The 23,086-nt window shown below is 53.0% G+C and carries 19 protein-coding genes; 6 read left to right on the forward strand and 13 right to left on the reverse strand.

Going from position 1 to position 23,086, the window contains the following annotated elements; genetic code table 11:
* Positions 1-77: 77 nt before the first annotated feature.
* The 4 genes from rplT to thrS all read right to left on the reverse strand — a co-directional run bounded on the left by rplT (position 78) and on the right by thrS (position 3,287).
* The gene (rplT, locus tag Q8W24_RS00370; protein ID WP_303433717.1) at positions 78-431 is read right to left on the reverse strand and encodes a 50S ribosomal protein L20; all 354 of its coding nucleotides are present in this window, start codon (positions 429-431) and stop codon (positions 78-80) included.
* Positions 432-447: 16 nt separating this feature from the next.
* Entirely contained in the window at positions 448-642 is a 195-nt protein-coding gene (rpmI, locus tag Q8W24_RS00375) for a 50S ribosomal protein L35 (RefSeq protein WP_303433719.1), read from the reverse strand.
* Between the two features lie 168 nt (positions 643-810).
* Positions 811-1,353, reverse strand: coding sequence for a translation initiation factor IF-3 (infC, locus tag Q8W24_RS00380; protein ID WP_303433845.1), 543 nt, complete (start codon positions 1,351-1,353; stop codon positions 811-813).
* A 2-nt stretch (positions 1,354-1,355) separates the two neighbouring features.
* The gene (thrS, locus tag Q8W24_RS00385; protein WP_303433720.1) at positions 1,356-3,287 is read right to left on the reverse strand and encodes a threonine--tRNA ligase; all 1,932 of its coding nucleotides are present in this window, start codon (positions 3,285-3,287) and stop codon (positions 1,356-1,358) included.
* A gap of 463 nt (positions 3,288-3,750) precedes the next feature.
* Here thrS and Q8W24_RS00390 point away from each other — a divergent pair, with 463 nt between their 5' ends.
* The gene (locus Q8W24_RS00390) at positions 3,751-4,773 is read left to right on the forward strand and encodes a helix-turn-helix domain-containing protein (protein WP_305474044.1); all 1,023 of its coding nucleotides are present in this window, start codon (positions 3,751-3,753) and stop codon (positions 4,771-4,773) included.
* Here the strand turns inward: Q8W24_RS00390 and Q8W24_RS00395 are convergent.
* Both Q8W24_RS00395 and Q8W24_RS00400 read right to left on the reverse strand, forming a co-directional pair.
* Positions 4,751-5,557, reverse strand: coding sequence for a cytochrome c oxidase assembly protein (locus Q8W24_RS00395; protein ID WP_303433724.1), 807 nt, complete (start codon positions 5,555-5,557; stop codon positions 4,751-4,753). The two genes, Q8W24_RS00390 and Q8W24_RS00395, sit on opposite strands and share 23 nt — an antisense overlap.
* A gap of 111 nt (positions 5,558-5,668) precedes the next feature.
* Positions 5,669-7,681: a primary-amine oxidase gene (locus Q8W24_RS00400; protein ID WP_305413785.1), complete on the reverse strand. Its 2,013-nt coding sequence runs from the start codon at positions 7,679-7,681 to the stop codon at positions 5,669-5,671.
* A gap of 207 nt (positions 7,682-7,888) precedes the next feature.
* Here Q8W24_RS00400 and Q8W24_RS00405 point away from each other — a divergent pair, with 207 nt between their 5' ends.
* Positions 7,889-8,452 carry a DJ-1 family glyoxalase III gene (locus tag Q8W24_RS00405; protein WP_303433728.1) on the forward strand — a complete coding sequence of 188 codons (564 nt, stop codon included), beginning with the start codon at positions 7,889-7,891 and terminating at the stop codon, positions 8,450-8,452.
* Between the two features lie 88 nt (positions 8,453-8,540).
* Here Q8W24_RS00405 and Q8W24_RS00410 read toward each other — a convergent pair whose 3' ends face one another.
* The 3 genes from Q8W24_RS00410 to Q8W24_RS00420 are packed head-to-tail and all read right to left on the reverse strand — an operon-like array spanning position 8,541 to position 12,936.
* On the reverse strand, positions 8,541-9,200 hold the full coding sequence (locus tag Q8W24_RS00410; protein ID WP_305474045.1) for a response regulator transcription factor: 660 nt from the start codon (positions 9,198-9,200) through the stop codon (positions 8,541-8,543).
* Positions 9,201-9,216: 16 nt separating this feature from the next.
* The gene (locus Q8W24_RS00415) at positions 9,217-10,488 is read right to left on the reverse strand and encodes a sensor histidine kinase (RefSeq protein ID WP_305474046.1); all 1,272 of its coding nucleotides are present in this window, start codon (positions 10,486-10,488) and stop codon (positions 9,217-9,219) included.
* Between the two features lie 57 nt (positions 10,489-10,545).
* Positions 10,546-12,936 carry a TonB-dependent receptor gene (locus Q8W24_RS00420; RefSeq protein WP_303433733.1) on the reverse strand — a complete coding sequence of 797 codons (2,391 nt, stop codon included), beginning with the start codon at positions 12,934-12,936 and terminating at the stop codon, positions 10,546-10,548.
* A 331-nt stretch (positions 12,937-13,267) separates the two neighbouring features.
* On the opposite strand from Q8W24_RS00420, the gene Q8W24_RS00425 reads away from it, so the two are divergent.
* Positions 13,268-14,080 carry a response regulator transcription factor gene (locus Q8W24_RS00425; RefSeq protein ID WP_305413794.1) on the forward strand — a complete coding sequence of 271 codons (813 nt, stop codon included), beginning with the start codon at positions 13,268-13,270 and terminating at the stop codon, positions 14,078-14,080.
* A 181-nt stretch (positions 14,081-14,261) separates the two neighbouring features.
* On the opposite strand, the gene Q8W24_RS00430 is transcribed toward Q8W24_RS00425, so the two are convergent.
* A complete protein-coding gene (locus tag Q8W24_RS00430) occupies positions 14,262-16,523 on the reverse strand; it encodes an OsmC domain/YcaO domain-containing protein (protein ID WP_305474048.1) in 2,262 nt (753 codons plus the stop codon).
* A gap of 309 nt (positions 16,524-16,832) precedes the next feature.
* On the opposite strand from Q8W24_RS00430, the gene Q8W24_RS00435 reads away from it, so the two are divergent.
* The gene (locus Q8W24_RS00435) at positions 16,833-17,342 is read left to right on the forward strand and encodes a TlpA disulfide reductase family protein (RefSeq protein ID WP_303433739.1); all 510 of its coding nucleotides are present in this window, start codon (positions 16,833-16,835) and stop codon (positions 17,340-17,342) included.
* Positions 17,343-17,439: 97 nt separating this feature from the next.
* Here Q8W24_RS00435 and zapE read toward each other — a convergent pair whose 3' ends face one another.
* On the reverse strand, positions 17,440-18,555 hold the full coding sequence (gene zapE, locus Q8W24_RS00440) for a cell division protein ZapE (RefSeq protein WP_303433741.1): 1,116 nt from the start codon (positions 18,553-18,555) through the stop codon (positions 17,440-17,442).
* A 138-nt stretch (positions 18,556-18,693) separates the two neighbouring features.
* Positions 18,694-19,323: an alpha/beta hydrolase gene (locus Q8W24_RS00445; RefSeq protein WP_305451374.1), complete on the reverse strand. Its 630-nt coding sequence runs from the start codon at positions 19,321-19,323 to the stop codon at positions 18,694-18,696.
* A gap of 239 nt (positions 19,324-19,562) precedes the next feature.
* On the opposite strand from Q8W24_RS00445, the gene cysD reads away from it, so the two are divergent.
* Both cysD and cysN read left to right on the forward strand, forming a co-directional pair.
* Entirely contained in the window at positions 19,563-20,501 is a 939-nt protein-coding gene (gene cysD / locus Q8W24_RS00450; RefSeq protein ID WP_303433847.1) for a sulfate adenylyltransferase subunit CysD, read from the forward strand.
* Complete coding sequence (gene cysN, locus Q8W24_RS00455) at positions 20,502-22,109, forward strand: sulfate adenylyltransferase subunit CysN (RefSeq protein ID WP_303433745.1); 1,608 nt, start codon at positions 20,502-20,504, stop codon at positions 22,107-22,109.
* 155 nt (positions 22,110-22,264) lie between these two features.
* On the opposite strand, the gene Q8W24_RS00460 is transcribed toward cysN, so the two are convergent.
* Positions 22,265-23,011, reverse strand: coding sequence for a TIGR04219 family outer membrane beta-barrel protein (locus Q8W24_RS00460; RefSeq protein WP_305474049.1), 747 nt, complete (start codon positions 23,009-23,011; stop codon positions 22,265-22,267).
* Positions 23,012-23,086 lie beyond the last annotated feature (75 nt).

Here is a 23,086-nt window from a genome sequence, read left to right on the forward strand (position 1 = left end):
AAGTTATCGCCAGAAGCTGAATTTGGCATTACCTTGCTGTCTGGATTATATCCATCAGGCAAGGCAACCCAGAGAAATTACAGGCTAACTTTGGCTTTCTCAACCAGAGCTGCAAATGCTGCTTTCTCGTTTACTGCCAGGTCGGCCAGTACTTTACGGTCAATTTCAACAGAGGCTTTTTTCAGGCCGTTGATGAATTTGCTGTAAGACAGTCCGTTCTGACGAGCACCCGCATTGATACGAGCAATCCACAGTTGACGGAACTGACGCTTCCTTTGACGACGGTCACGGTAAGCATACTGACCAGCTTTGATCACGGCTTGTTTGGCAACACGGAATACACGTGAACGTGCACCGTAATAACCTTTGGCCAGTTTCAGAATTTTTTTGTGACGACGACGAGCGACTACACCACGTTTTACGCGAGCCATATTCTATCTCCTGGACTTAAAGGTTAGGCAACATGCGGATAACAAGCTTTTTATCTGAGGCATTGACTTGATTCATGCCGCGCAGATGACGCTTACGCTTGGTGCTCTTTTTGGTCAGGATGTGGCTGCGGAATGCATTACGGTGTTTGAAGCCGTTTGCAGTCTTTTTAAAACGCTTGGCTGCCGCGCGCTTAGTTTTGATTTTAGGCATTTTGGTACTCCAATAGTAATGGCGCGCACAGAAACTAAGACCCTGTACTACACCTGCCGTTACACCCGCTCTGGCCCTTGGGCACGGACGGGATCTGTTCAGTAGTCGGTAGAAAAACAGAAACCCCGGCTAACGCAGGGGTTTCTGGATGTCGTTTGCAGAACCGGACTACTTCTTCTTACCTGGTGCGATCACCATAACCATCTGGCGACCTTCCATTTTGGGATGTTGCTCAACAACACCCATCTCAGCAAGATCAGCTTCGATGCGTCTCATCAGCTCCATACCGATATTCTGGTGGGCCATTTCTCGGCCACGGAAACGCAGGGAGACTTTCGCCTTGTCGCCGCCTTCCAGGAATCGAGTGAGGTTACGCAGCTTGATCTGGTAATCCCCTTCTTCAGTACCAGGGCGGAATTTCATTTCCTTGATCTGAACCTGGTGCTGTTTTTTCTTGGCTTCGGCTTTCTGCTTTTTCTCTTCGTAAAGCTTCTTGCCAAAGTCCATGACTTTACAAACAATCGGGTCACCGTCTGAGATCTGAACAAGATCCAGCTCGGATTCTTCCGCTATTTGCAGAGCTTCCTGGATGCTAACTACCCCGACCTGATTGCCATCGGCGCCGATCAGTCGGACTTCGGTTGCACGTATCTGATCGTTAATAGCAGCCCGATCGTCGTTGCGGCTGCCTCTTCTATTGTCGCGTCTGATATTCAGTTCTCCATTCCAAACCGTCCGCGCTGTTCTATAGCACTATCGAGGAGGGCTTGGAATGCGTCAATAGTCATTACGCCTAGATCATCTCCCTTACGAGTGCGCACAGCTACGGTGTTTGCTTCAACTTCTTTATCCCCTACCACAAGCAGATAGGGTACCTTGTGCAAAGTGTGCTCACGAATTTTAAAGCCGATCTTCTCGTTTCTCAAGTCCGCATTCGCCCGATAGCCTCTTGATTTGAGTGTTTTTGCCAAATTCTGGCAATATTCACCCTGATTATCGGTAATATTCAGAACGGCAACCTGCTGCGGAGCCAACCAGGGTGGCATGGCACCGGCATAGTGCTCGATCAGAATACCAACAAAGCGCTCAAACGAGCCAAGAATCGCCCGGTGCAACATCACTGGTGTTTTGCGTTCGTTGTCTTCATCGACATATTGCGCGCCCAGTCGTTCTGGCAGCATAAAGTCGAGCTGGACGGTACCACACTGCCAAACCCGACCAATACAATCCCGCAATGAGAATTCGATTTTCGGTCCGTAGAAGGCTCCTTCGCCAGGCTGCAGTTCCCAGTCCAGGCCGGCATCGTTCAAGGCATCTTCCAATGCCGATTCTGCCTGATCCCACAATGTATCATCACCGATACGGCCTTCAGGTCGGGTCGACAGCTTCATCTCAACCACGTCAAAGCCGAAATCTTTGTAAACATCCAGCGTCAGACGGATAAAGTCGGCCGCTTCCTGACGAATCTGGCTTTCGGTAACAAAGATATGGGCGTCATCCTGGGTAAAACCACGTACACGCATAATGCCGTGCAAGGCACCGGATGGTTCGTTGCGGTGACAGGAACCAAATTCGGCCAGACGCAGCGGCAGGTCACGATAGCTCTTCAGCCCCTGGTTAAAGACCTGGATATGACACGGGCAGTTCATCGGCTTGACCGCGTAAGTGCGTTTTTCCGATTCAGTGGTAAACATCGCGTCGGCGTAGTGTTCCCAGTGCCCGGATTTTTCCCACAGCGTGCGGTCAACAACTTGCGGGGTTTTAATTTCCAGATAACCGGCATCGTTCTGCACTTTGCGCATGTACTGTTCCAGCACCTGATAAATGGTCCAGCCATTCGGATGCCAGAACACCATACCCGGTGCTTCTTCCTGCAGGTGGAACAAGTCCAGTTGTTTGGCCAGTTTACGGTGATCCCGTTTTTCCGCTTCTTCCAGGCGCACGAGATATTCTTTCATCGCCTTCTTGTCGTTCCAGGCGGTACCGTAAATACGCTGCAACTGTTTGTTGTTGGAATCGCCACGCCAGTAGGCACCGGACACACGCTGCAACTTGAAGATGCGCATGACTCGGGTATTTGGCACGTGAGGGCCAACACACATATCAATGTATTCTTCGTGGTGGTAGAGGCCTACGCTGGTTTCACCTTTTTCAATCAGGCCATCAACCAGTTCAACCTTGTACTCTTCGCCACGTTCAACAAACACCTGCCGAGCCTGCTCGATAGGTGTCATTTCCTTGATCACGGGATAGTCTTTTTTGACCAGCTCCTTGATACGCTTTTCGATCGCTGCCACGTCTTCCGGTGTAAATGGACGCTCATAATCGATGTCGTAATAGAAGCCGTTCTCGATCACTGGACCAATCGCCATTTTGGCGGTTGGGTACAGTTGCTTGACCGCATGGCCAACCAGGTGAGCAAAGGAGTGACGAATCACTTCCAGACCTTCCATATCCCGGCCGGTAATCAGCGTGACATCCGCATCATCGGTAATCAGTTCACAAGCATCCACCAGCGTGCCGTTGATACGGCCGCAAACGGTGGCCTTCGCCAGACCCGGGCCAATATCTTCGGCCACTTGCATCAGAGTTACCGGTTGCTCGAACGTACGTTGAGAACCATCGGGAAGGGTAATAACAGGCATAGTATTTCCTTGGTCAGTGGTGGCCCCTACGACAGGCCACGTGCGATCACAAAATTCAGGCGGGGTACTCTAACGCCACACTGGCGGGCTGTAAACCGGACAGCGGCCCTCACGCCCTCAGACAGGGCATTATCCTGTATCCGTAACATTACAGTGCAGCGACAATAACCAGTGAAAAGTCATATATCTGTCTTTGAATGGTCTCTGAACTGTCTTTCATCTGCCATCGAAGGGTATCAACACTAAAAATCGAACCACTGTCATCGCTTTTGCAGGCAGACAAGCAGTGACAATTAGCCGCATCCCAATCAAATGATGAGAAGGCCGGATTATGCTAGCCACTCCGACCTTATTCTTGCTCTCCTGCCACCTCTGGCAGCCATCAAGGTGATCAAGACCAGCCGGTATTTGTGGCGTGGCTCTTGCTGTTTGAAGCAGATACTCTTTTATTGGCAGTTGCGGCATGACAAGTGTTCAGCCTCGTATCGAAAACACGGTTTGTAACGAAGTCAATTCCTTCGCCCATTCACTTTCTTCCTGGCCGCAGCAATACGACCAGGTAGTGCCAGGGCATTTCCATGGCCGCTTGCAGGATGTCGAACTGCCATCGGTCCGGCTGTTCCGGGAAACCATGAACCTGTCGGTGGCCCAGCACACCCACACTCCAACAGGCAAGATCAGTGTCCTGATTCCGATCTCGCTCCATAATGCCAAAACCTCGGATCAGGCGCGTAATATCGCCAGTGACGGCGTCACCCTGCTGCCCTATCAGAATGAGTTCTTTTTTGTTGGCCCAGCCAATACCGACTACATCGTGATTTCACTGGATCAACAGGAACTGACCGCGTTATTGACAGAAGAGGATATGAACCAGCTGCTGTCGGCCCAACGCAGTTACGAAGTACCCGTAAATACGCGCCATCTGGCCAGACTGCAAAGCCAGGCAATCTCTTTGCTGAACCAGCTGCTGGCACTGCAATCCGAAGACGACGAGCACACGGTTGTCTTTCCGGACGAGTCCGAACTCTCGCATCAGGAGGAACGCAAGGCCACGCGCCGGGCGGCACTCGAGCGCGCCATCCAGCACCAGCTGATCAGTATGACGCTGGATCTGTTTATACCGTCGACTGACCATAACCGGCCGATGCGCCCCTTGGGCAACCAGCATCATTATCTGGTGCGCAGCTGCCATCAGCATGTACTCTCGGAACAAGGTGCCGACGACAGTATTCTGGATATCTGCAAGACGCTGAACGTACCTCGGCGGACGCTGAATTACAGTTTTGAACGGGTGACAGGTTGTTCTCCGGCGCAGTATCTGCGCGCCGTCAAACTGAATGCGGCACGGCGGGAATTATTATCCAGTGAGTTACCGATTGGTTCGGTTGCCGCCAATTACGGGTTTTACCATGGCGGCTATTTTGGGCAGGAATATCGACGTCTGTTTGGTGAAACGCCCAGCGCTACCCGCACAGGACGCCCGTAGTCTTCGGCGGCATGATTCCACTGCTCACCGGCTCTGAGCCAGACCCCGAAGGATCTGACAAAGGACCATGCACGACCCGACTCATTAACCAATAACTGAATGCGCCGCTCAGTAACACGGCCCCTCCCAGCCATTGGTCGACAATGCCAGGCAGTGCCAGGGGTAGCCATGCCAGCAACGGAGCAGCCTCGGGATAGGCCGTGATTGCCGTCGTCATACGATACATCAACGGGTTAAGCACCATCGCCAGACCCAGCCCCACCAAGGGTAGCAACATCACCAGGGCAACCGGCAAGGCATGCTGTTGCAGTCGCTGAGGATTCAGACACAGCCATACACCCCCCAGCGCCATGGCCCATTTTCCCAGGGCATACAGCACCGGACTGTCCATCAAAGGTTGATGCCAGGCTGGCAACATGCCGATCCAGGATAGCAGCCCCGCCAGAGTCAATCCGAGCCAGAATGGCAGTGATGTTTCTTTATGCTGCTGGCAATCACCTTTGCTGTCCGCTTCCTCAGCACGCTTGGCTGAGAGACCAGCCTCGGCAAAAACCGCCAGCCAAAGCATGGGAACCAGATGGTGGACAACCACACTTTGCCAGCTGTGCAACCAAATGGAATGACGTGCCAGGGTGTCCAGCCAAGGGTTCATGGCCACCACAAACAGTGCTACGGCGAACCAGAACAAGGGCTGCTTCCAGCCACCGGATTGCCGGGCGATCCAGACCACAACCAGCAAAATAAACCCACACTCCAGCCAGAACTGATTATTCAGTGCAAACATGGCGCTCTCCATCATATTTGGCGCAAAGGCCAACCCGCCGCTTTCCCGGTTGGCTGGCCTTCGGTCAGGACATCGTCTCAATCATGTATTGATCGTTTCGATGCTCATGTCCTAGCTGGCACAGCAATCACCACCATCACCACCATCACTGTCGTCATCGGCGACGCCGACACTGCGATGATCCTTGCCGGCTGGCAGGTCCATGGCCGGGTTGGCGTCGAAGAAATTGTTGGGCTTGAGCTTGAAGCCAACGTATTCCACCGGCATCACCGGGAAATCTTCCGGCTTGCAGATATGGGTATGGCCGTAGGTGTGCCACAACACAATATCGGTATTTTCGACATTCCGGTCTTGTTGGGTATACACCGGCAAGCCATCCCCCTTGTTCTGGTTCGGGTAGTTGCCGGTGCCGTAACGCTCCGATGGCTCGTAAGGGGTTACCCATACGTGTTTGGCGGCAAAACCGGCACGCTGACCAATATAACTGTCGGCCTGGGCCAGCATGACGGGGTTATGCTCCGCCATCAGTTTGTAACCAGGATGATTGCCCACGGCATTGGTTTTGTTGGGGTTGATCACCTTCCAGAAGCGGCCGCTCTGGCCATTGGCTTCCCGGGCAGCTTGCTGTTCGGTGGTCAAGGTCGTGACGTCGGTATTGAAAGCATTCCCCCAAGGGTTGTCTTCCCCCGCAGGCTTGGCGCTGAAATTGGTTTCCAGAACCGAGTTTTGTTCCCCATCCAGCATCATATGCAAACGGGCATTAAAGAAATGCTGGTGTGAAGGGCCATAAATTTCCGGAGTCACCAGGCCACCACCACATGCCGGTTTGGTGCCAGGAACCATACCGGCCGTCTGGATAATACCGGTCAGTTTGGTTTCCATTTCAATGGTGCCATCCTGGTACAGATACCAGTAAAAACCATAATCATAGTTGCCAACGGTACAGAAAAAGCTGATCACCAGACGACGTGAACGGCGGACTTCAAATACATCGGTACGGAATTCGTAATGCTTCCACAAGGTGCCGTAATCTTCTTCATGCATACATACGGCGTTCTTCATGGTGAAGGGTTCGCCCTTGTCATCGACCGCCGGAATATCAAAATAATGGATCGCACCCAGGCAATCACAGCCCAGCTCCAGCTGGTTGGCCAGTCGCCCCAGGCCATACTCGCCGCCGTCGAAGGCGCATTTCCAGTAGTGATTCAACGCCGTGTCGGAATAAGGTACCGCCATGTCCGTGACACTGGCGCGGTAGATGATGGGACGGGTTTCGCCCTTGTCGTTATAACCTAATTGATGCAATACCAGGCCTTCCCGTGGCGTAAAGCCGACCCGGAATTCCCAGTTTTGCCAGTTAACTTTCCAGCCATCCACTTCAAAGCTCACGCCTTCCGGTTGCACAATATGCAGCGGTTTGACATCGCTACGTGGCTCCCCCAACGATGGGGTGTCGTAGTTACGCTTGGTTTTTGGAATCGGGGTATCACGGCCATCGTCAAGCAGCTCGATAACCTTGCCTTCGTTCAAATCAATAATGGCTACCAGACCTTCAATCGGATGGGCATAGCCGTTATCGGTAAACTGGTCACGATAAAACGCCACGCCACGCATCAGGCGCTTGCCTTTGTATTTGGGGTCATCCCCAAAGTACCCGAACGACCAGGGATCAATCTGAATGTTTTCAATATCGGCATCGGTCAGGCCACGACGTTTGACCGCAGCGCGCCAGTCAGCATCGTTCTGGACGATATCCACACAGGTAAAGAATTCTTCGATCATGATCGGGGCTTGCCCGGTCACTTCAGGGTCCAGTTGCTGCCAGTCGGTGACGGTTTCTGCAACCAGATCCACCATGGCTTCAAACATCGCACCGTTGCTTTTATCCAGCACGGTGGCAAAAACACGACGGGAAAAGGCCTTTCCTGCTTCAAATGCCAGCACTTCGGCTTTGGGCGGCTCTTCCAGTTGTAAATACGGAAACCGGCAGCTATCGCCAAGCTGCTGCGTTTGTTTCAGAATCGCCGCGGCCTGTGCCAGTTCGTCCTGGGTCAAGGGGTCCAGTGGGTGAACCGGGGTTGGTATCGTGGTAGATGCCTTGGATGCGCAACAGGTCTCGCTCATGATGTATTCCTCGTGATTCAGTGAATACAGCCATGCTAAGCAGAAGCACCGGGGACGTTATCGCAAAGTGGCAAAATAACCCGTGTCAGAAAAAACCAGCGGATAACACCGACAAACCATGACATTTGCCCCCGTAACTCTCACACTGCGCCCGTTACTTGTTTGTCTTGATCGTATCTCTTGCTATTTCAATATGAGGACTCTGCCATGAACGCCCTGATTGCTATTGCCAATGGTAGCGAAGAACTGGAAGTCATTACCCTGGTAAACGTACTGCGCCGAGCTGGAATCACCGTCACACTGGCGTCGACTGGCCCGGAACGCAGTGTACGTTGTGCTCGCGCCACCGTGATTGAAGCCGATTGCGTACTGGGCAAGCTGGCGATTGATCACCCATTTGATCTGATTGCCATACCGGGCGGTATGCCGGGGGCTGCCAATCTGGCTACGTCGCTGGGGTTGTTACACCGTTTGCAGCAACAAAACCGGGCCGGAAAGTGGATCGCTGCGATTTGTGCCGCACCGGCGGTGGTATTGGGTGCTGCCGGTATTACCGCAGGCCGGGTTATGACCGGTTATCCCAGCTTTGATCCGCTGCTGACCCAGGCAGGAGCCTGCATCAATCATGATGATGACGTGGTCGTGGATGGCAATCTGATCACCAGCCGCGGGCCAGCAACCGCCCTGCCCCTGGCACTGACTCTGGTGGAGTTATTGTGTGGCAAGCTGGTGCGCGACGATGTCGCTGCTGCCATGCTGTATCAAGGCTGATACCTCACGTCCTGTTACCTTGTGCCCTGCTGGCTGATGACTTTTCTTGCTAACGCGGGGCAATCTGTCGTCACCCAGCAATGATCCGTCAGCCCAGAATCTTGCGCATCAGCTCGGCGGTGCTGCCAACGCCAAACTTCTGCCGGATCACCGTAGCGCGATTGGCAACGGTTTTGGCGCTGATGCCAAGCTCGGTGGCAATAACCTGATTGTTTTTGCCTTCCAAGAGTCGCTCGGCAATTTCACGTTCCCGGGTTGCCAGCGACGCCAGCGGGTCAATCACTGCAGCACCACAGTTAGCCGGGTCGGCCATACGCTTGCGCTCGGTAGAGCGACAGCCCACTGCCAACAATGATTCAAATCTCGGTTCCATAAAGGACTGTCCAGCAGCCACCTGAGTAACCGCCTGCAACATCACTGCCGGTGGGCTCGACTTGGATAAGTACCCCAGTGCACCCGCGTTTAATGCTTCCCGAATCACCGTTGCTTCTTCATACATACTGAAGATAAGAATACGGGCATCCGGCTTGGCGCCTATCAACTGGCGACACACTTCGATGCCCGACATATCTGCCATATTCACATCCAGAATCAGAATATCGGGGGCATGCTGAAAAAACAGCAAGGCGGCATCCGTCCCCGAACCCGCCTCGATAAACTGCACCTCATCAATCATGGCCGCCAACAGGGAGCCATAACCTTGCCGTACCACGGCGTGATCATCTGCCAGTAAAATTGTCAGAGCCATCCAGCCACTTCCTTTGTTAAGTATCCTGCGGGCAAGGGTCTTTGTCCTCGGCATCTTGTGGATAAGGCAGATGCGCGCTGACCTTCGTTCCCTCAGCGGCAAAGTCGACCGTCAGGGTACCACCCAGCAATCGGGCACGCTCAGCCATGGAGCGCATACCAAACCCGGCCACGGCCTCCGTTGCACCATTACCGTTATCCTGAATCTGCAGCGTCACGGTTTTCTGGCTGTCCAGGGTTAACGATACCCGGATCTCATCCGCTGCCGCATGCCGCACGGCATTGTTAACCGCTTCCTGTACCAGCCGATAGATCTGCGCGGCGTCCTCTTCATTCCAGCCTGGCCAGGTATCACCCGACAACACACAATCCAGCCCTGTCGTTTGCCCGGTCGTGCGTAACAACTCATCGACGGCGGACTGCAAACCCAGCCGCTCCAGCACCACGGGATACAGGTTGTTGATGATACGACGAAAACCCAGATTGATGGCATCGCAGCCTGCCTGGATACACTCACTGGTTTCCAGTAACTGGGCTGGCTTGTCCAACTGGAAAGGTAATACGCAGGAATGCACTCGAACACCCGTTAGCTGCTGACCAAGGTCATCGTGTAATTCCCGGGCTAACGCCGAGCGCTCTTGCTCCTGAATTTCCATCAGGGTGCGGGTCAGGTAGCGGTTTTCGTTACGGGCGCTTTCCAGTGATTCTGTCATGGCGTTGAAATGCCAGGCCAGATTATTGGCTTCGCGTAAACTGTAATGCCCGAGCCGGGCGTTCAGGTGCCCTTGCTGCACCTGGTCAAAAGCGGCCAGCACATCCGCCAAAGGCCGCAACCCGGCCCGTACCCCCAGATAAATAGCGAGGTTGGAAACCAGCGCACAACCACAAAACAACCAGAACAGCCAGCTGGAGGAATGCCAGACTTCTTCGATTTCATCACGATCATCCGACATCAGGATCACTTTTTGGCCGTGACTGTCGGTCAGTGCCAGCTGATAACCGCGCCCGGGGTGATCGAACAAGGCCTCAAACCAGGCTGGCACCGAGTGTTCGTCCGGGCGTTCGGTATAGGTACCGGCGACCCGTACATGCCGCAAACTGCTACCAACCAGTGCCAGTATCTGTTGCGGCTGACCGGAACGGATCAATGCTTCCACTACCGGTTTCATCGCCTGCTGCTCGCGCAGCACATCGTCCCGCCCTTGCACCAGCAACGTGGCCAGGCTGACCAGCAGCGCCAGTGCAAAGGCGCTGTTGACCATCAGCAGGATACGGGTCATGACGTTCATACACGTGCCCCGGTTGTGCCCCGGGGCAATGGCCGTAATGGCCATCGCATCGGCTGATCAGAAGCCGATTTTGATACCTGCCTTGACGGTTCGTGGTGCACCTGGGCCAACAAAGCTGTCTTCTTCAAATCCGGGATAGGCTTCATCCAGCACTTCATCCGATTCACCATAAACACCAAAGGTTTCGTATTCGCGATCGAATACATTAACGACACGACCATAGATTTCAATGGCATCGGTTGGCGCGTAGCTGGCCCGGACATTCACCAGGGTATAACCAGCCAGTTGCTCATTTTCATTGGCCTCATCACCACGGAAGTACTGGCTGCTGCGATACTGAATATCGCCACCCACTGACACTTGTGGCAACAGGTTCCAGTCGGCCGCCATTTTCAGATTGTGCTGTGGCAGCCCGGGAATCTGGTCGCCCGCTTCAACCTGTCGATCAGAACCTTGCGGATTATTGGGGCTGAACGATACAAACGGCGTTTCAAAGGTGGCTCGCATCCAGGTATAAGAAACGGCTACCTGAACATCGCTCCAGTGGCCTGTCATCCCCAGCTCGGTTCCCAGTCGACGGGTTTTCCCGACATTGGCAAAATACCCTTCAGACGGCAAACCACCCGCCTGCTGAAACAGAATATCATCGTGGCTGGTAGAGCGGAAAACACCGGCGGTCCAGCGGATATTGCGGCTGGCAGTGCCTTTCAGACCCGCTTCCACAGAACGCGTAACCACTTGCTCCAGCGGTGGATCTGACACAAAACCATTGGGCAGTTTGCATGGATCATTTTCATCCGCACAGCTGAGCTCGGCCGGGCTTGGTGCTCGTGATGATTCGCTGTAGCTGGCGTATACGTTCAAGCCATTATCCATGACATAGGCTGCTCCCAGCATTGGATTGACCCGGGTAAAGGTGTGGTCGCCATCCAGCGATCCCGGCCCGGATTCCAATTGATCCTGCATCTTGATATGGACGTGATTGTATCGGGCACCAACGGTCACACTGAGCTGGTCATCCACGGCCAGCGTGTTGCTAAAAAACACCCCCATGGTCTGGGTATCGGTTTGCAGGCTGACTTCAGACTCACTGTCGTAGAGGCCAATGGCTGTGACGTCTCGGGCATCCCCTGGCTCATCGTTATTGAGAATGGCAAAGCCGGTACGTGAGCGAAAGTGAATATCAGCCTGATCCAGTGTCACACCAGCGGTAAACAGATTGTCCCGACCGGCAACTGGTGCCGAAGACGCCAACTGCAGACTGAAGCCCTGACTGTTTTGTTCGGTGCGGGAGGTGTTCAGAGTACCGTCAACGTCGTCGGCATCAATATCCAGCCCCAGCTCGGCAGCAATGGCTTCCAGTGTGTCATCGTCATCGTAACCCACAAAGGTGACTGGCTCTTCATCGCCACCGTCTTCGTCTTCTTCACACAGGGTTTCAGCACCATTAAGCAAGCATTCTTCGTAATCCGAGTCGTCGCCATTTACTGTGGTGGTGAGGTTACGGCGCAGATAAATATTACCGGCCAGCTGCAAGGTATCCGAGAACCAGTGATCACCATCCAGGGCAAAATAATTCAGTCGGTTGCGAGTGATATCCGGGTTGGTATAAATAGCACTGCGGCCTTCGATATCCATCAATGCCTGGGGCACGGCACCATTACCGATCATTTCGTTGTCGTCCAGCAAGACTGTCAGATTCAACGAGCTGTTCAGCGAGCGCCAGCTCAGTACCGACATGGCCTGGCGAATATCGCTGCCAGAGGCATCACGCCAGCCATCTTCTTCTTCACGATTGAGTAATACGTAATAGCCAACGTCTTGATTACCCAACTGGCCATTGCCACCGCTCTGGAACTGCGCTTGACGAAAACCAAACTGACCCGCCCCCAGCTCCAGCTCATTGTATTCGGTGTTGAAGCCGTTTTTGGTGGTCATCGCAATGGCGCCGCCCTGGGTATTCTGGCCAAACAGCGGATTGGAGCCAGAATACAGCGTCATATTACTGACGGCATCCGTTGGTAACAGATCCCAGTTTACCGTGTCCCCAAAAGGCTCGTTAAAACGCACACCGTTCATATACACGGATACGCCTTGCGGTAATCCCAGCAACGGCGATGCCGTAAAACCACGATATTGAACATCCGGTTGATAGGGGTTGCTGACCGCTTCGTTAATGCTGACCGAACCCAGCTGATAGCGCAGATGTTCAGCAATATTTTGTGCCTGAATACGCTCCAGGTCATCACTGCCCAGACTTTGTACCGGGCTGACCAGTTGGTTTTCCCGCACACCGGTACCCATTACAGGAGTTGGCGCTATGACAACGATTTCGTCCGTAACCGGACTAGCCTCTGCCCAGGCGGCCAGGGGTACCAGACACCCCGCCAGACTGCCAAAGACAGTCCATGTCGAACCACTGTTAGAGGGAGAATTTAGAAATGCCATCCACATCTGCCTTATCGTTATTATTAGATGCAGCTATTCTGGACGACCGCCGGTCTGCTGACTCTGCCTCTGCCGTTGCTGATCGCGTCTGCTTTGGCACTAGGTAAACAGGATAGGGAAATCTTCCCGATTAATGCCCTGGATTCATAAAATATACAATTTTTACCAAGAACCATGCTAAAGAAAGCAAAAATACGGTGCCAAAGAAGGCGATTTCGACTAACTTTACTACTTTAGACCCCCATACAAAACGCCAAGGTAGGATACCTGACAGTAGCAACACGGGGTGTAATGCAGAGATTACAAAAATAAATAAACAGGTGTAGCTATCATGTTGACACTCCAGACCGGCCACAGCGCATCCTCAAGCGCCAGTGATGACTCCCCCAGCCAGAGCGCACAGCCAGATATGACTGATACAATCACTACGGCAGAATTGCCGACCAGCCCGCTGACGGAAAACGACACGCCTGTTTACAAGCTGCTGATTGCGGATGATCACCCGCTGTTCCGGGAAGCCATTGCCGATGTCATTCGTAACCGCTACCCCAATTCCGATATTCTCGAGGCAGAAAATCTTGAGTCTGCCGCGGCGATGGCCGGTACCCAGGATGACCTCGACCTGATTCTGCTCGATCTGAACATGCCTGGCATGAACGGCTTGAACGGCCTGATTCAGTTACGCAACGAGTCCCCGACAATCCCGGTGGTTATCATCTCTGCCGAGGAAGAAAAAAGCGTGGTGCTGCAAGCCATGACCTATGGCGCTGTGGGCTTTATTATCAAGTCACTGCCACGGGAAAAAATGACCCAGGCACTTGAACAGGTGTTAGCTGGACAGGTGTATCTGCCATCCGATGTCATCCGTGCCACGGATGATGGCCGTTCCCGTCAGCGCCGTATCCAGGATGAAAACCTGATTCCTCCGGAAATGCTTAACAGCCTGACTCGTCGCCAATTGCTGGTATTGGAACGTATGGCCAGTGGCGAATCCAACAAGCAGATTGCCTACAATCTGTCGATTGCTGAAACCACCGTCAAAGCGCACGTCTCGGCGATTTTGCGTAAACTCAGTGTACACAATCGTATTCAGGCGGTATTGGCTGCCAGTAATGTCGATTTTAACCAGTATCTGCGCCGCTAACTTCGCGAGTGCGCCTGATTACTGACAATAAAAAACCGGGCAGCGCCCGGTTTTTTATTGCTTGCCCCGATCATCGTCTTTTTACAGACCAGCCCTGTCAGGCCATCGGATCCATCACTGGAGCAGACAGCTCAACTCTCAACGATTCCGGCCCACCAAACCGGCCCACTAACACCCGGTATCAAGACAAGGCTGCCTTGGCCGCCCGGGCCTTATGCAATTTTTTATAGCTGTCGATCAGGCGCAAATGCTTGTCGAGACCGTCCAGCTGCAGGCTGGTCGGGGTCAGGCCATAAAAGCGCACGGAACCATCCACCATGCCGATGGCGGCGGCCAGTCGTTCAGCTCCAAACATACGACCAAAATTAAGCCGGTAATCGTCCAGTTCCATATCATCGTCCAGGGTAACTTCCAGCACGGCATTGACGACTTGAAAGAACAAGCCACGTTCCACTGTGTTGTCGTTAAATTGCAGCAGGGTTTCAACCTGCTCCTTGGCGTCATCCAGACGCTGAAGCGCCAGACAAATCATGAACTTCAGCTCCAGAATGGTGAGCTGGCCCCAAACGGTATTATCGTCAAACTCAATGCCAATCAGAGTGGTGATATCGGTGTAGTCATCCAGCTCGCTGTCTTCCAGTCCGTCCAGCAGCGCCTCCAGCTGTTGCTCACTGAGACGGTGCAGGTTGAGTATATCTTCGCGGAAAAACAGTGCCTTGTTAGTGTTGTCCCAGATCAGATCATCCACCGGGTACACTTCGGAATATCCCGGCACCAGGATTCGGCAAGCCGGTACTCCCAGGTCGTTGTATTCAGCACAATAAACCTCCAGCCCCATCTCTGCGAGAATGGCAAACAGGCTGTCGGCTTCTGCCTGACTGGCCTGCTGGCGTTCTTCCGGGCTGGGGTTGGCTGACAAGGGGGCGCGGAAATCCCATTCGCTGAATTCCACATCCGCTTTGCTACTGAAGAAGCGCCAGCTCACTACCCCGGTCGAATCAATAAAGTGTTCAACAAAGTTATTGGGCTCCGTCAGCGCATTGCTTTCAAAGGTTGGCTGCGGCAAGTCGTTCAGGCCTTCGAAGCTGCGCCCTTGCAACAACTCGGTCAGCGACCGCTCCAGGGCAACTTCAAAACTGGGATGCGCTCCGAATGAGGCAAAAACACCACCGGTCCGTGGATTCATCAGCGTGACGCACATCACCGGATACAACCCCCCCAGAGACGCATCCTTCACCAGCACAGGGAAGCCCTGCTCTTCCAGCCCTTTAATCCCTGCAACAATACCCGGGTAACGTGCCAGTACCGCATCCGGCACATCGGGCAACGCCAGCTCTTGCTCCAGAATCTGACGTTTGACTGCCCGTTCGAAAATTTCCGACAAACACTGTACCTGCGCTTCCGCCAGGGTATTACCGGCGCTCATGCCATTACTGAGAAACAGGTTTTCGATCAGGTTGGAAGGGAAATACACCGTCTCACCATCGGACTGGCGTGTAAAAGGCAAGGAAACAATACCACGGTCAATGTTGCCGCCATGGTTCACCAGCCGCGAATTGGTATCGAACAGGTGCGAGGCGCATAACTCGCCGTCGGCGTTATAAATTGACAGGCAATGCTCATCCAGGATTTCAGGCGGCAGCGCATCATCAGGGCCAGGCTGGAACCAGCGCTCATTGGGGTAAAATACAAAATCAGCGTCAGCAATATCAGTACCAAAGAACTGGTCATTGTAGAAAAAATTACAGTTCAGCCGCTCCAGAAATTCCCCCAACGCCGATGCCAAGGCACTCTCTTTGGTGGCGCCTTTACCATTGGTAAAACACATCGGTGAGGCCGCATCCCGAATATGTAACGACCAGACATTCGGCACGATATTACGCCAGGAGGCGATCTCGATTTTCATCCCCAGATCCGCCAGCAGGCCGGTCATTTTGGCGATGGTTTGTTCCAGCGGCAGATCTTTACCGGCAATATAGGTGGCTGCCGGTGTGTCTTCTCCCGCTACCGCCGAGCCTGCCAGCAACAGCGCCTGGGTATCGTCATCCAGGTTATCGACCACTTCAATATCAAACTCGATCCCGGTCTGAATCGCCCGTTTGACGGTGCAACGTTCCATGGAGCGCAATATTCCCTGGCGGTCTTTTTCGGCAATACCTTCCGGTAATTCCAGCTGGATTTTCAGCAGTTGTTTATAGCGGTTCTCCGGATCAACAATATTGTTTTGCACCAGCCGCAGGTTTTCGGTCGGTATATCCCGGGCAATACAGTACATCTTGGCAAAATACGCGGCACACATGGCCGACGACGCCAGAAAATAATCAAACGGCCCCGGTGCGGAACCATCGCCTTTATAACGAATGGGCTGATCCGAGATAACGTTAAAATCATCGAACTTGCCTTCGAGGCGAAGGTTATCGAGAAAGTTGACCTTGATTTCCATGGGGATACCGGATTAAAAATTGGAGAGTGACGCGGCGGCGTTAAGCGCAACAGTGCAAGCAAAGCCGAGAGCTATGTAAGGGAAGGTATTATCCAGATTTTGAAGCTGGCGTCTTGGGCCGTGTCGATTCCGCAAGTGAACAACCCTGTCAACAGATGGTCATTCCCTGCAGCGGTAAGAACCCCTGCCTGAAGCCCTGGCCTTGCGTATCGAGCCAGGCTGCTGACCCAAGACACCGCCTGGGTTTTGCCCAACCCCGGCCAATCCCTGTATCGTAGCCGTTTGCTACCCAACCGAACGGGCTTTTTTATGAATCGTTTTACCGCCTTATGCCTCACCAGCCTGATGAGTCTGTGCTGGTCACTGTCCGCCAGTGCGTTACAGGCCGGGGAACCGGGGTTCGACTTTAACCTGCCGTCGTTATCCCGGGATGGCTCTCATCAGCGTCTGAGTGACTTTCGGGGCAAGGTGGTGTATCTGGATTTCTGGGCTTCCTGGTGCGGCCCCTGCCGTAAGTCCTTGCCGCAACTGGCGCATTTACAGCAGCAGCTCAGCGACCAAGCGTTTGTGGTATTGGGGGTGAACCTGGATGATGACCCGGCATTGGGTCGCCGCTTCCTGGACGAACTGGGTGTGTCTTTCCCCAATGTCTCGGATACCTCTGGCAGCAGCTACGACACCTTTGGCCTGGTGGGTATGCCGACCTCCTATCTGATTGATCAGCAAGGTATGGTGCGCTGGGTACATCAGGGATTTGCCGACGGTGATATCGCAGTGATTCGCCAGCATGTTGATGCCCTGTTGCAGTCAAATCCATAACCCATAACCCATAACCCGAGGCAGGTCTGGTTCTGCCCTGTTCCGTCGGAACCGGCGCCATCCGTGTCCGAACCGGCGCCGTATCCGTTGCACCGGCTCAGTCGATCTTGCACTCTCGAGTCAGGTATTCATGGGATTGCATTTCCAGCATCCGGGAGGTGGTACGCTGGAATTCAAATTCCAATTTGCCACCTTCGTAAATATCTGGAATCGCTGCACCCGCAGACATAATCACCTTGACGCCACGATCGTAAAACTCATCAATCAGGTTGATAAAACGGCGGGCCAGGTCGTCATTTTTAACGCTCATCACCGGCACATTGGAAATCAACAAGGCGTGGAACTGTTTGCCCAGCTCAATATAATCATTCTGTGAACGAGGGCCGTCACACAAAGCGTCAAATTCAAACCAGCCAACATCATTACAGACAGCCTTGGCCGGAATTTCCCGCCCAAGCACCTCAACGCCAACGTTAAATTCAACCTGGCTCATATCCGGTGCCAGGCTGTCAAAACTTTTCTGAAGGCTGGCTTCAGCGCTGTCGTCCAACGGGTAATGATATAGCTCGGCCTGCTCCAGTGTGCGCAAACGATAATCCACCCCGCTGTCCACGTTGACCACATCGGTGTATTTGTTCAGCAGTTTGATGGCTGGAATAAAACGGTCGCGTTGCAATCCGTTTTTATACAAACCATCCGGCACAATATTGGAAGTCGATACCAGCGTCACACCACGATCGAACAGCTCTTGCATCAGGCTGCCCAGAATCATGGCGTCACCAATATCGGAGACAAAAAATTCGTCGAAACAAATAACCACGGCTTCTTCAGCGATACGATCAGCAACGACGGTTAACGGGTTTTTGGTGCCCGCCAGCTTGGTCAGATCCTGATGCACACGCTGCATAAAGCGGTGGAAGTGAGTCCGCATCTTGCGTTCAAACGGCAGCGCTTCGTAGAAGGTATCAACCAGATAGGTTTTCCCTCGACCAACGCCTCCCCAGAAGTACAGCCCTTGCACCGGTTCCGGCTTTTTGCGGCTGAACTTGCTACCCAGCTTGCCAACAAAACCTTTGTTGGCCCGTCGTGCTTCGGCAGCCACCAGATCGTCAAACAGGCGCTGTAAATGTTTGACCGCCATTTCCTGGGCGGCATCATAAGAAAAGTCATCTCGCTGAAGGTCAGCTTGATAAAGCTCCCAAGGGGTCGACACGGGCGTACTCCATCGTAGGAATCGGGGGGCGAAATGTATCCGACCATGCCGAAAACATCAAACCGACTAATGGCTGCAATCCGGGAAAGATGGGTAGGTTTGACAGAAAATTTGCCAATTGACCGCTTCCGTGCCGGCTCAATCGGGTTTAAACGCGGCCATATCCCGAATCAGGGACTTTTTCAGCTCTCCCAAACGACCATGGAAGAAGTGGCCACCACCGGCAAAAACCTGCCAATGGGGTACAGGAACAACCAGATTGGTCCAGTGTTCTACCTCATCAAAAGGCACCACTTCATCGGCATCTCCCATATAGACAAAGGTTTCAAATTCATGGGGCAAGGTATTGGGGGCATCAAAATGATGTACTGCCGGTGCCATCAGGTACAGGGCGGCAATTTGCTCCGGCCTGTCTACCGCAGCCAGACAAGCCATTCCGGCACCAAATGAGAAACCACCCAGCAGAATGGTTTCCCAGCCCAAGGTATCACGGGCATAGTCCAATGCCGCCAGCACATCCTGTTGTTCACCACGACCGTGATCGTGTTCGCCATCACTCTCACCAACACCCCGGAAGTTGAAGCGCAAGGTCGACATCCCCAAGCCCAGCGCCGTTCTCAGCGTGGTGGTCACAACCTTGTTATCCATGGTGCCATCAAACAACGGATGCGGGTGGCACATCAACATTCCCACGTTACCTTGCTGGATCGTACGGCCGTCCAGTACCCCGGCTGGCCCTTTGATCTGTACTACTTGCTCTTGCGCCATGTCTGCTCCTGCTGGTTTTGTTGACGCTTCCCGGGACTGGCAGGAAGGCTATAATTGGCCATGAGGATAGCATAGCCTGATACGGCATTTAGGGCATAAGCAAGACCATATTATTAGAACCAAACGATCTTAATACTGCCTTTTTATATACCACAAGCCTTGTTATAGTCCCTGCAAATCGTAACAATCAGAGCCTAGACAACACGATTGCAACGCGGTCGTGATGCCTCTGAATCAGCATCCCTACTTCCGAGAATAATTGTCCCATGATCAGTGACTACCATCTCACCCACCTCAAGCAACTGGAGGCGGAGAGCATTCATATTATCCGTGAGGTTGCGGCGGAGTTCGACAACCCGGTAATGATGTATTCCATCGGCAAGGACTCTGCGGTCATGCTGCACCTCGCTCGCAAAGCCTTTTATCCGGGCAAACCGCCCTTCCCGCTATTACACGTCGATACCACCTGGAAGTTTCGTGAAATGATCGAATTTCGGGACAAGGTAGCCAAAGATATTGGTATGGATCTGCTGGTTCATATTAATCAGGACGGCGTCGACCAGGGAATTGGTCCTTTTACCCATGGCTCATCCAAGCATACCGACGTGATGAAAACCGCCGGTCTAAAACAAGCGTTAGACAAGTATGGCTTTGATGCTGCCTTTGGTGGTGCCCGCCGTGATGAAGAAAAATCCCGCGCCAAGGAACGGGTTTACTCCTTCCGCGACAGCAAGCACCGCTGGGACCCCAAAAACCAGCGCCCCGAGCTGTGGAATATTTACAACGGCAAGGTCAACAAAGGCGAAAGCATCCGGGTTTTTCCTCTGTCCAACTGGACCGAGCTGGATATCTGGCAATACATCTATCTGGAAAACATCGACATTGTGCCGCTGTATTATGCCGCCAAGCGTCCGGTGGTTGAGCGCGACGGTATGCTGATTATGGTCGACGATGACCGTATGCCATTAAAGGATGGCGAGGTACCAGAAATGAAATCCGTGCGTTTCCGTACGCTGGGCTGCTACCCACTGACCGGTGCGGTAGAGTCTGAAGCCACCACGCTGCCTGAAATCATTCAGGAAATGCTGCTGACCACGACATCCGAACGTCAAGGCCGGGCCATTGACCATGATTCATCCGGATCGATGGAAAAGAAAAAACAAGAGGGGTATTTCTAAATGTCTCACCAGTCCGATTTGATTGCTTCCGACATTCTGGAATACCTGGAGCAACACGAAAACAAGGAAATGATGCGTTTCCTGACCTGCGGTAACGTTGATGATGGCAAATCCACCCTGATCGGCCGCCTGCTGTACGATTCCAAGATGATCTACGAAGATCAGCTGGCATCCGTCACCAAAGACAGTGCCAAAGTGGGTACCACGGGCGACCGTCCCGACCTGGCGCTGCTGGTTGATGGTCTGGCTGCCGAGCGTGAACAAGGCATTACCATCGATGTTGCCTACCGCTATTTCAGTACTGCCAAGCGCAAGTTCATTATTGCTGATACTCCCGGACACGAGCAGTACACACGAAATATGGCCACAGGGGCATCGACCTGTGATCTGGCGATTATCCTGATCGACGCCCGTTACGGGGTTCAGACCCAAACCCGGCGTCACAGCTTTATTGCTTCCTTGCTGGGTATCAAACACGTCATTGTTGCCGTCAACAAGATGGATTTGATGGACTTTGACCAGGAGCGCTTTGAACAAATTCGTACCGACTATCTGGCCTTCGCCAAAGACCTGAATATCAGTGACATTCAGTGTGTGCCTATTTCTGCCCTCGATGGTGACAACGTCGTTGATCGCTCCAGCCGTTCACCCTGGTACGATGGCCAGACGCTGATGGAAATTCTGGAAACCGTTGAAATTGCCGCTGACAAAAACATCGATAATTTCCGCTTGCCAGTACAATACGTCAACCGTCCGAACCTCGATTTCCGTGGTTTCTGCGGCACCATCTCTGCGGGCGTGGTCAAACCGGGCGACACGGTGATGGCATTACCTTCGCAGAAAACCAGCAAGGTTGACCGTATTGTCACCTGGGACGGTGATCAGGAAAAAGCCTTTGTCGGCCAATCCATCACCCTGACACTGGAAGACGAAATCGATATCAGCCGTGGCGATGTCATCGTCAAGGTGAATGACCAGCCGATCGTTGGTAATCGCTTTAATGCTGATCTGGTCTGGATGACCGAGCAATCCATGGTGCCAGGCCGTCCGTATGATCTGAAATTTGCTACCGGTGCCAGCGCTGGCACCATCAGCAAGATCCATAATCTGGTCGATATCAATACCATGGAAAAGCGCGAAGCCGATGAGGTAAAACTCAACGAAATCGCGCTGGTCGAGGTCAGCCTCGACAAAGCCGTTCCTTTTGACGCTTACGCCAAGGTTCATGGTACTGGCTGCTTTATCGTGATCGACCGTTTGACCAATGTGACCATTGGTGCCGGTATGATTGTGGGTGAAGCCATCGGCTCAGGTAGCTTCGAAGCCGTTGCGGCAGAAGAAAAAGCCCGCCGTTTTAATCAGAAACCGGCGATTGTCACCATCAATGCAGTCAATGCCGAAACCCTGGTTAATGGCCTTGATCGCCGCCTGTTTGAAATGGGTCGTCTTGCGGCTATTGGCGCTGCCGAAACCGCTCAGGTGTTAAAGGATGCTGGTCTGGTCGCTCTGGTCGCCGGTGGTGCGGACGGTGCTGATATCAGTATTGCTGCCGATGGCGACAACATCGACACTCTGATTGCGGCACTGCAGGATCAAGGCATTATCTGATGTCATGATCGGGCTACCCTGTCTATTGGTGCTGGTTGGCCAATGGACGGCACACAAAAAAAGCGGCTTTCAAGCCGCTTTTTTTGTGTCAGGCGCTACGATTGGCTAGCCAATGACTCTGCTACTGTTATGCATATTCATACGGTCATCGTGATTTACAAACCAATAGACAAGGACAGTCCGTAATACACACCTGACACATCCAGATCGGTTTCAATATCGATGTCATCCGGATCGGTTTCCAGCGTCATTTGACGGTAACCGGCTTCCAGACCAAGATCGACCACAGGAATTGGCAAGAGGTATCCAACGCCATAACTGATATCCGACAGCTTGTTATCGCCATAACCCACATAATTGATATCGGCACTGGCGTACAAACCAAACGGCGTATCAATTTTCAATTCGCCATACACCATCGGCAATACCAGATCCAGATCCACGGTTTCAGTATTGCTGTCGCTCTTGACTTCAGCGTAACCATCAAACTGACGGCCACTAACACCGAAGTTGATATCAACAAACGGGATCGGCAATGGCAAGCCCCAGTAAAGGGTCAGATCGGTATGGGTCAGATCAATCGTGCTATTCACGTCGCCATCAAATGCTTCATCGGCAAAGGTAATATCTACCGTACCATTGCCACTGACTTCCAGACTGGTGCTCTTGATTTTAACGTTGGGAATAAAAGGTACTGGATGCTCAAAAAAAACGGTCAGCTGTTGACCATTTTCTTCTTCCATATTTAATCCATCTTCTTCAACCGATACGTCAGAATCGATCTGTCCAGTAGGATCGGCATTCCAGACACTGGCCTTGGCGCCAACGGTAAACAGAAGATCAGCCTGCGCTGACAAGGGAGCCAGTGCAACCAGTGCGGCGGCCATTACGGTCTTTTTCATTGGTGTCATCCCGTTTCAATCTCGATAAAATATAATTGTGCAAACAAACCTGATAACGCCAGTCTGCCCATAAAC

It is taken from the genome of Oceanobacter sp. 4_MG-2023, assembly GCF_030689165.1.
In the GTDB taxonomy this organism is placed as follows: Bacteria; Pseudomonadota; Gammaproteobacteria; order Pseudomonadales; family Oceanobacteraceae; genus Oceanobacter.

Excerpts from the sequence above, each read along its gene's own strand:
- rplT (WP_303433717.1), bottom strand. The coding sequence starts at position 431 with ATGGCTCGCGTAAAACGTGGTGTAGTCGCTCGTCGTCGTCACAAAAAA.
- rpmI (WP_303433719.1), bottom strand. The coding sequence starts at position 642 with ATGCCTAAAATCAAAACTAAGCGCGCGGCAGCCAAGCGTTTTAAAAAG.
- thrS (WP_303433720.1), bottom strand. The coding sequence starts at position 3,287 with ATGCCTGTTATTACCCTTCCCGATGGTTCTCAACGTACGTTCGAGCAA.
- Q8W24_RS00390 (WP_305474044.1), top strand. The coding sequence starts at position 3,751 with ATGACAAGTGTTCAGCCTCGTATCGAAAACACGGTTTGTAACGAAGTC.
- Q8W24_RS00395 (WP_303433724.1), bottom strand. The coding sequence starts at position 5,557 with ATGTTTGCACTGAATAATCAGTTCTGGCTGGAGTGTGGGTTTATTTTG.
- Q8W24_RS00400 (WP_305413785.1), bottom strand. The coding sequence starts at position 7,681 with ATGAGCGAGACCTGTTGCGCATCCAAGGCATCTACCACGATACCAACC.
- Q8W24_RS00405 (WP_303433728.1), top strand. The coding sequence starts at position 7,889 with ATGAACGCCCTGATTGCTATTGCCAATGGTAGCGAAGAACTGGAAGTC.
- Q8W24_RS00410 (WP_305474045.1), bottom strand. The coding sequence starts at position 9,200 with ATGGCTCTGACAATTTTACTGGCAGATGATCACGCCGTGGTACGGCAA.
- Q8W24_RS00415 (WP_305474046.1), bottom strand. The coding sequence starts at position 10,488 with ATGAACGTCATGACCCGTATCCTGCTGATGGTCAACAGCGCCTTTGCA.
- Q8W24_RS00420 (WP_303433733.1), bottom strand. The coding sequence starts at position 12,936 with ATGGCATTTCTAAATTCTCCCTCTAACAGTGGTTCGACATGGACTGTC.
- Q8W24_RS00425 (WP_305413794.1), top strand. The coding sequence starts at position 13,268 with ATGTTGACACTCCAGACCGGCCACAGCGCATCCTCAAGCGCCAGTGAT.
- Q8W24_RS00430 (WP_305474048.1), bottom strand. The coding sequence starts at position 16,523 with ATGGAAATCAAGGTCAACTTTCTCGATAACCTTCGCCTCGAAGGCAAG.
- Q8W24_RS00435 (WP_303433739.1), top strand. The coding sequence starts at position 16,833 with ATGAATCGTTTTACCGCCTTATGCCTCACCAGCCTGATGAGTCTGTGC.
- Q8W24_RS00445 (WP_305451374.1), bottom strand. The coding sequence starts at position 19,323 with ATGGCGCAAGAGCAAGTAGTACAGATCAAAGGGCCAGCCGGGGTACTG.
- cysN (WP_303433745.1), top strand. The coding sequence starts at position 20,502 with ATGTCTCACCAGTCCGATTTGATTGCTTCCGACATTCTGGAATACCTG.
- Q8W24_RS00460 (WP_305474049.1), bottom strand. The coding sequence starts at position 23,011 with ATGAAAAAGACCGTAATGGCCGCCGCACTGGTTGCACTGGCTCCCTTG.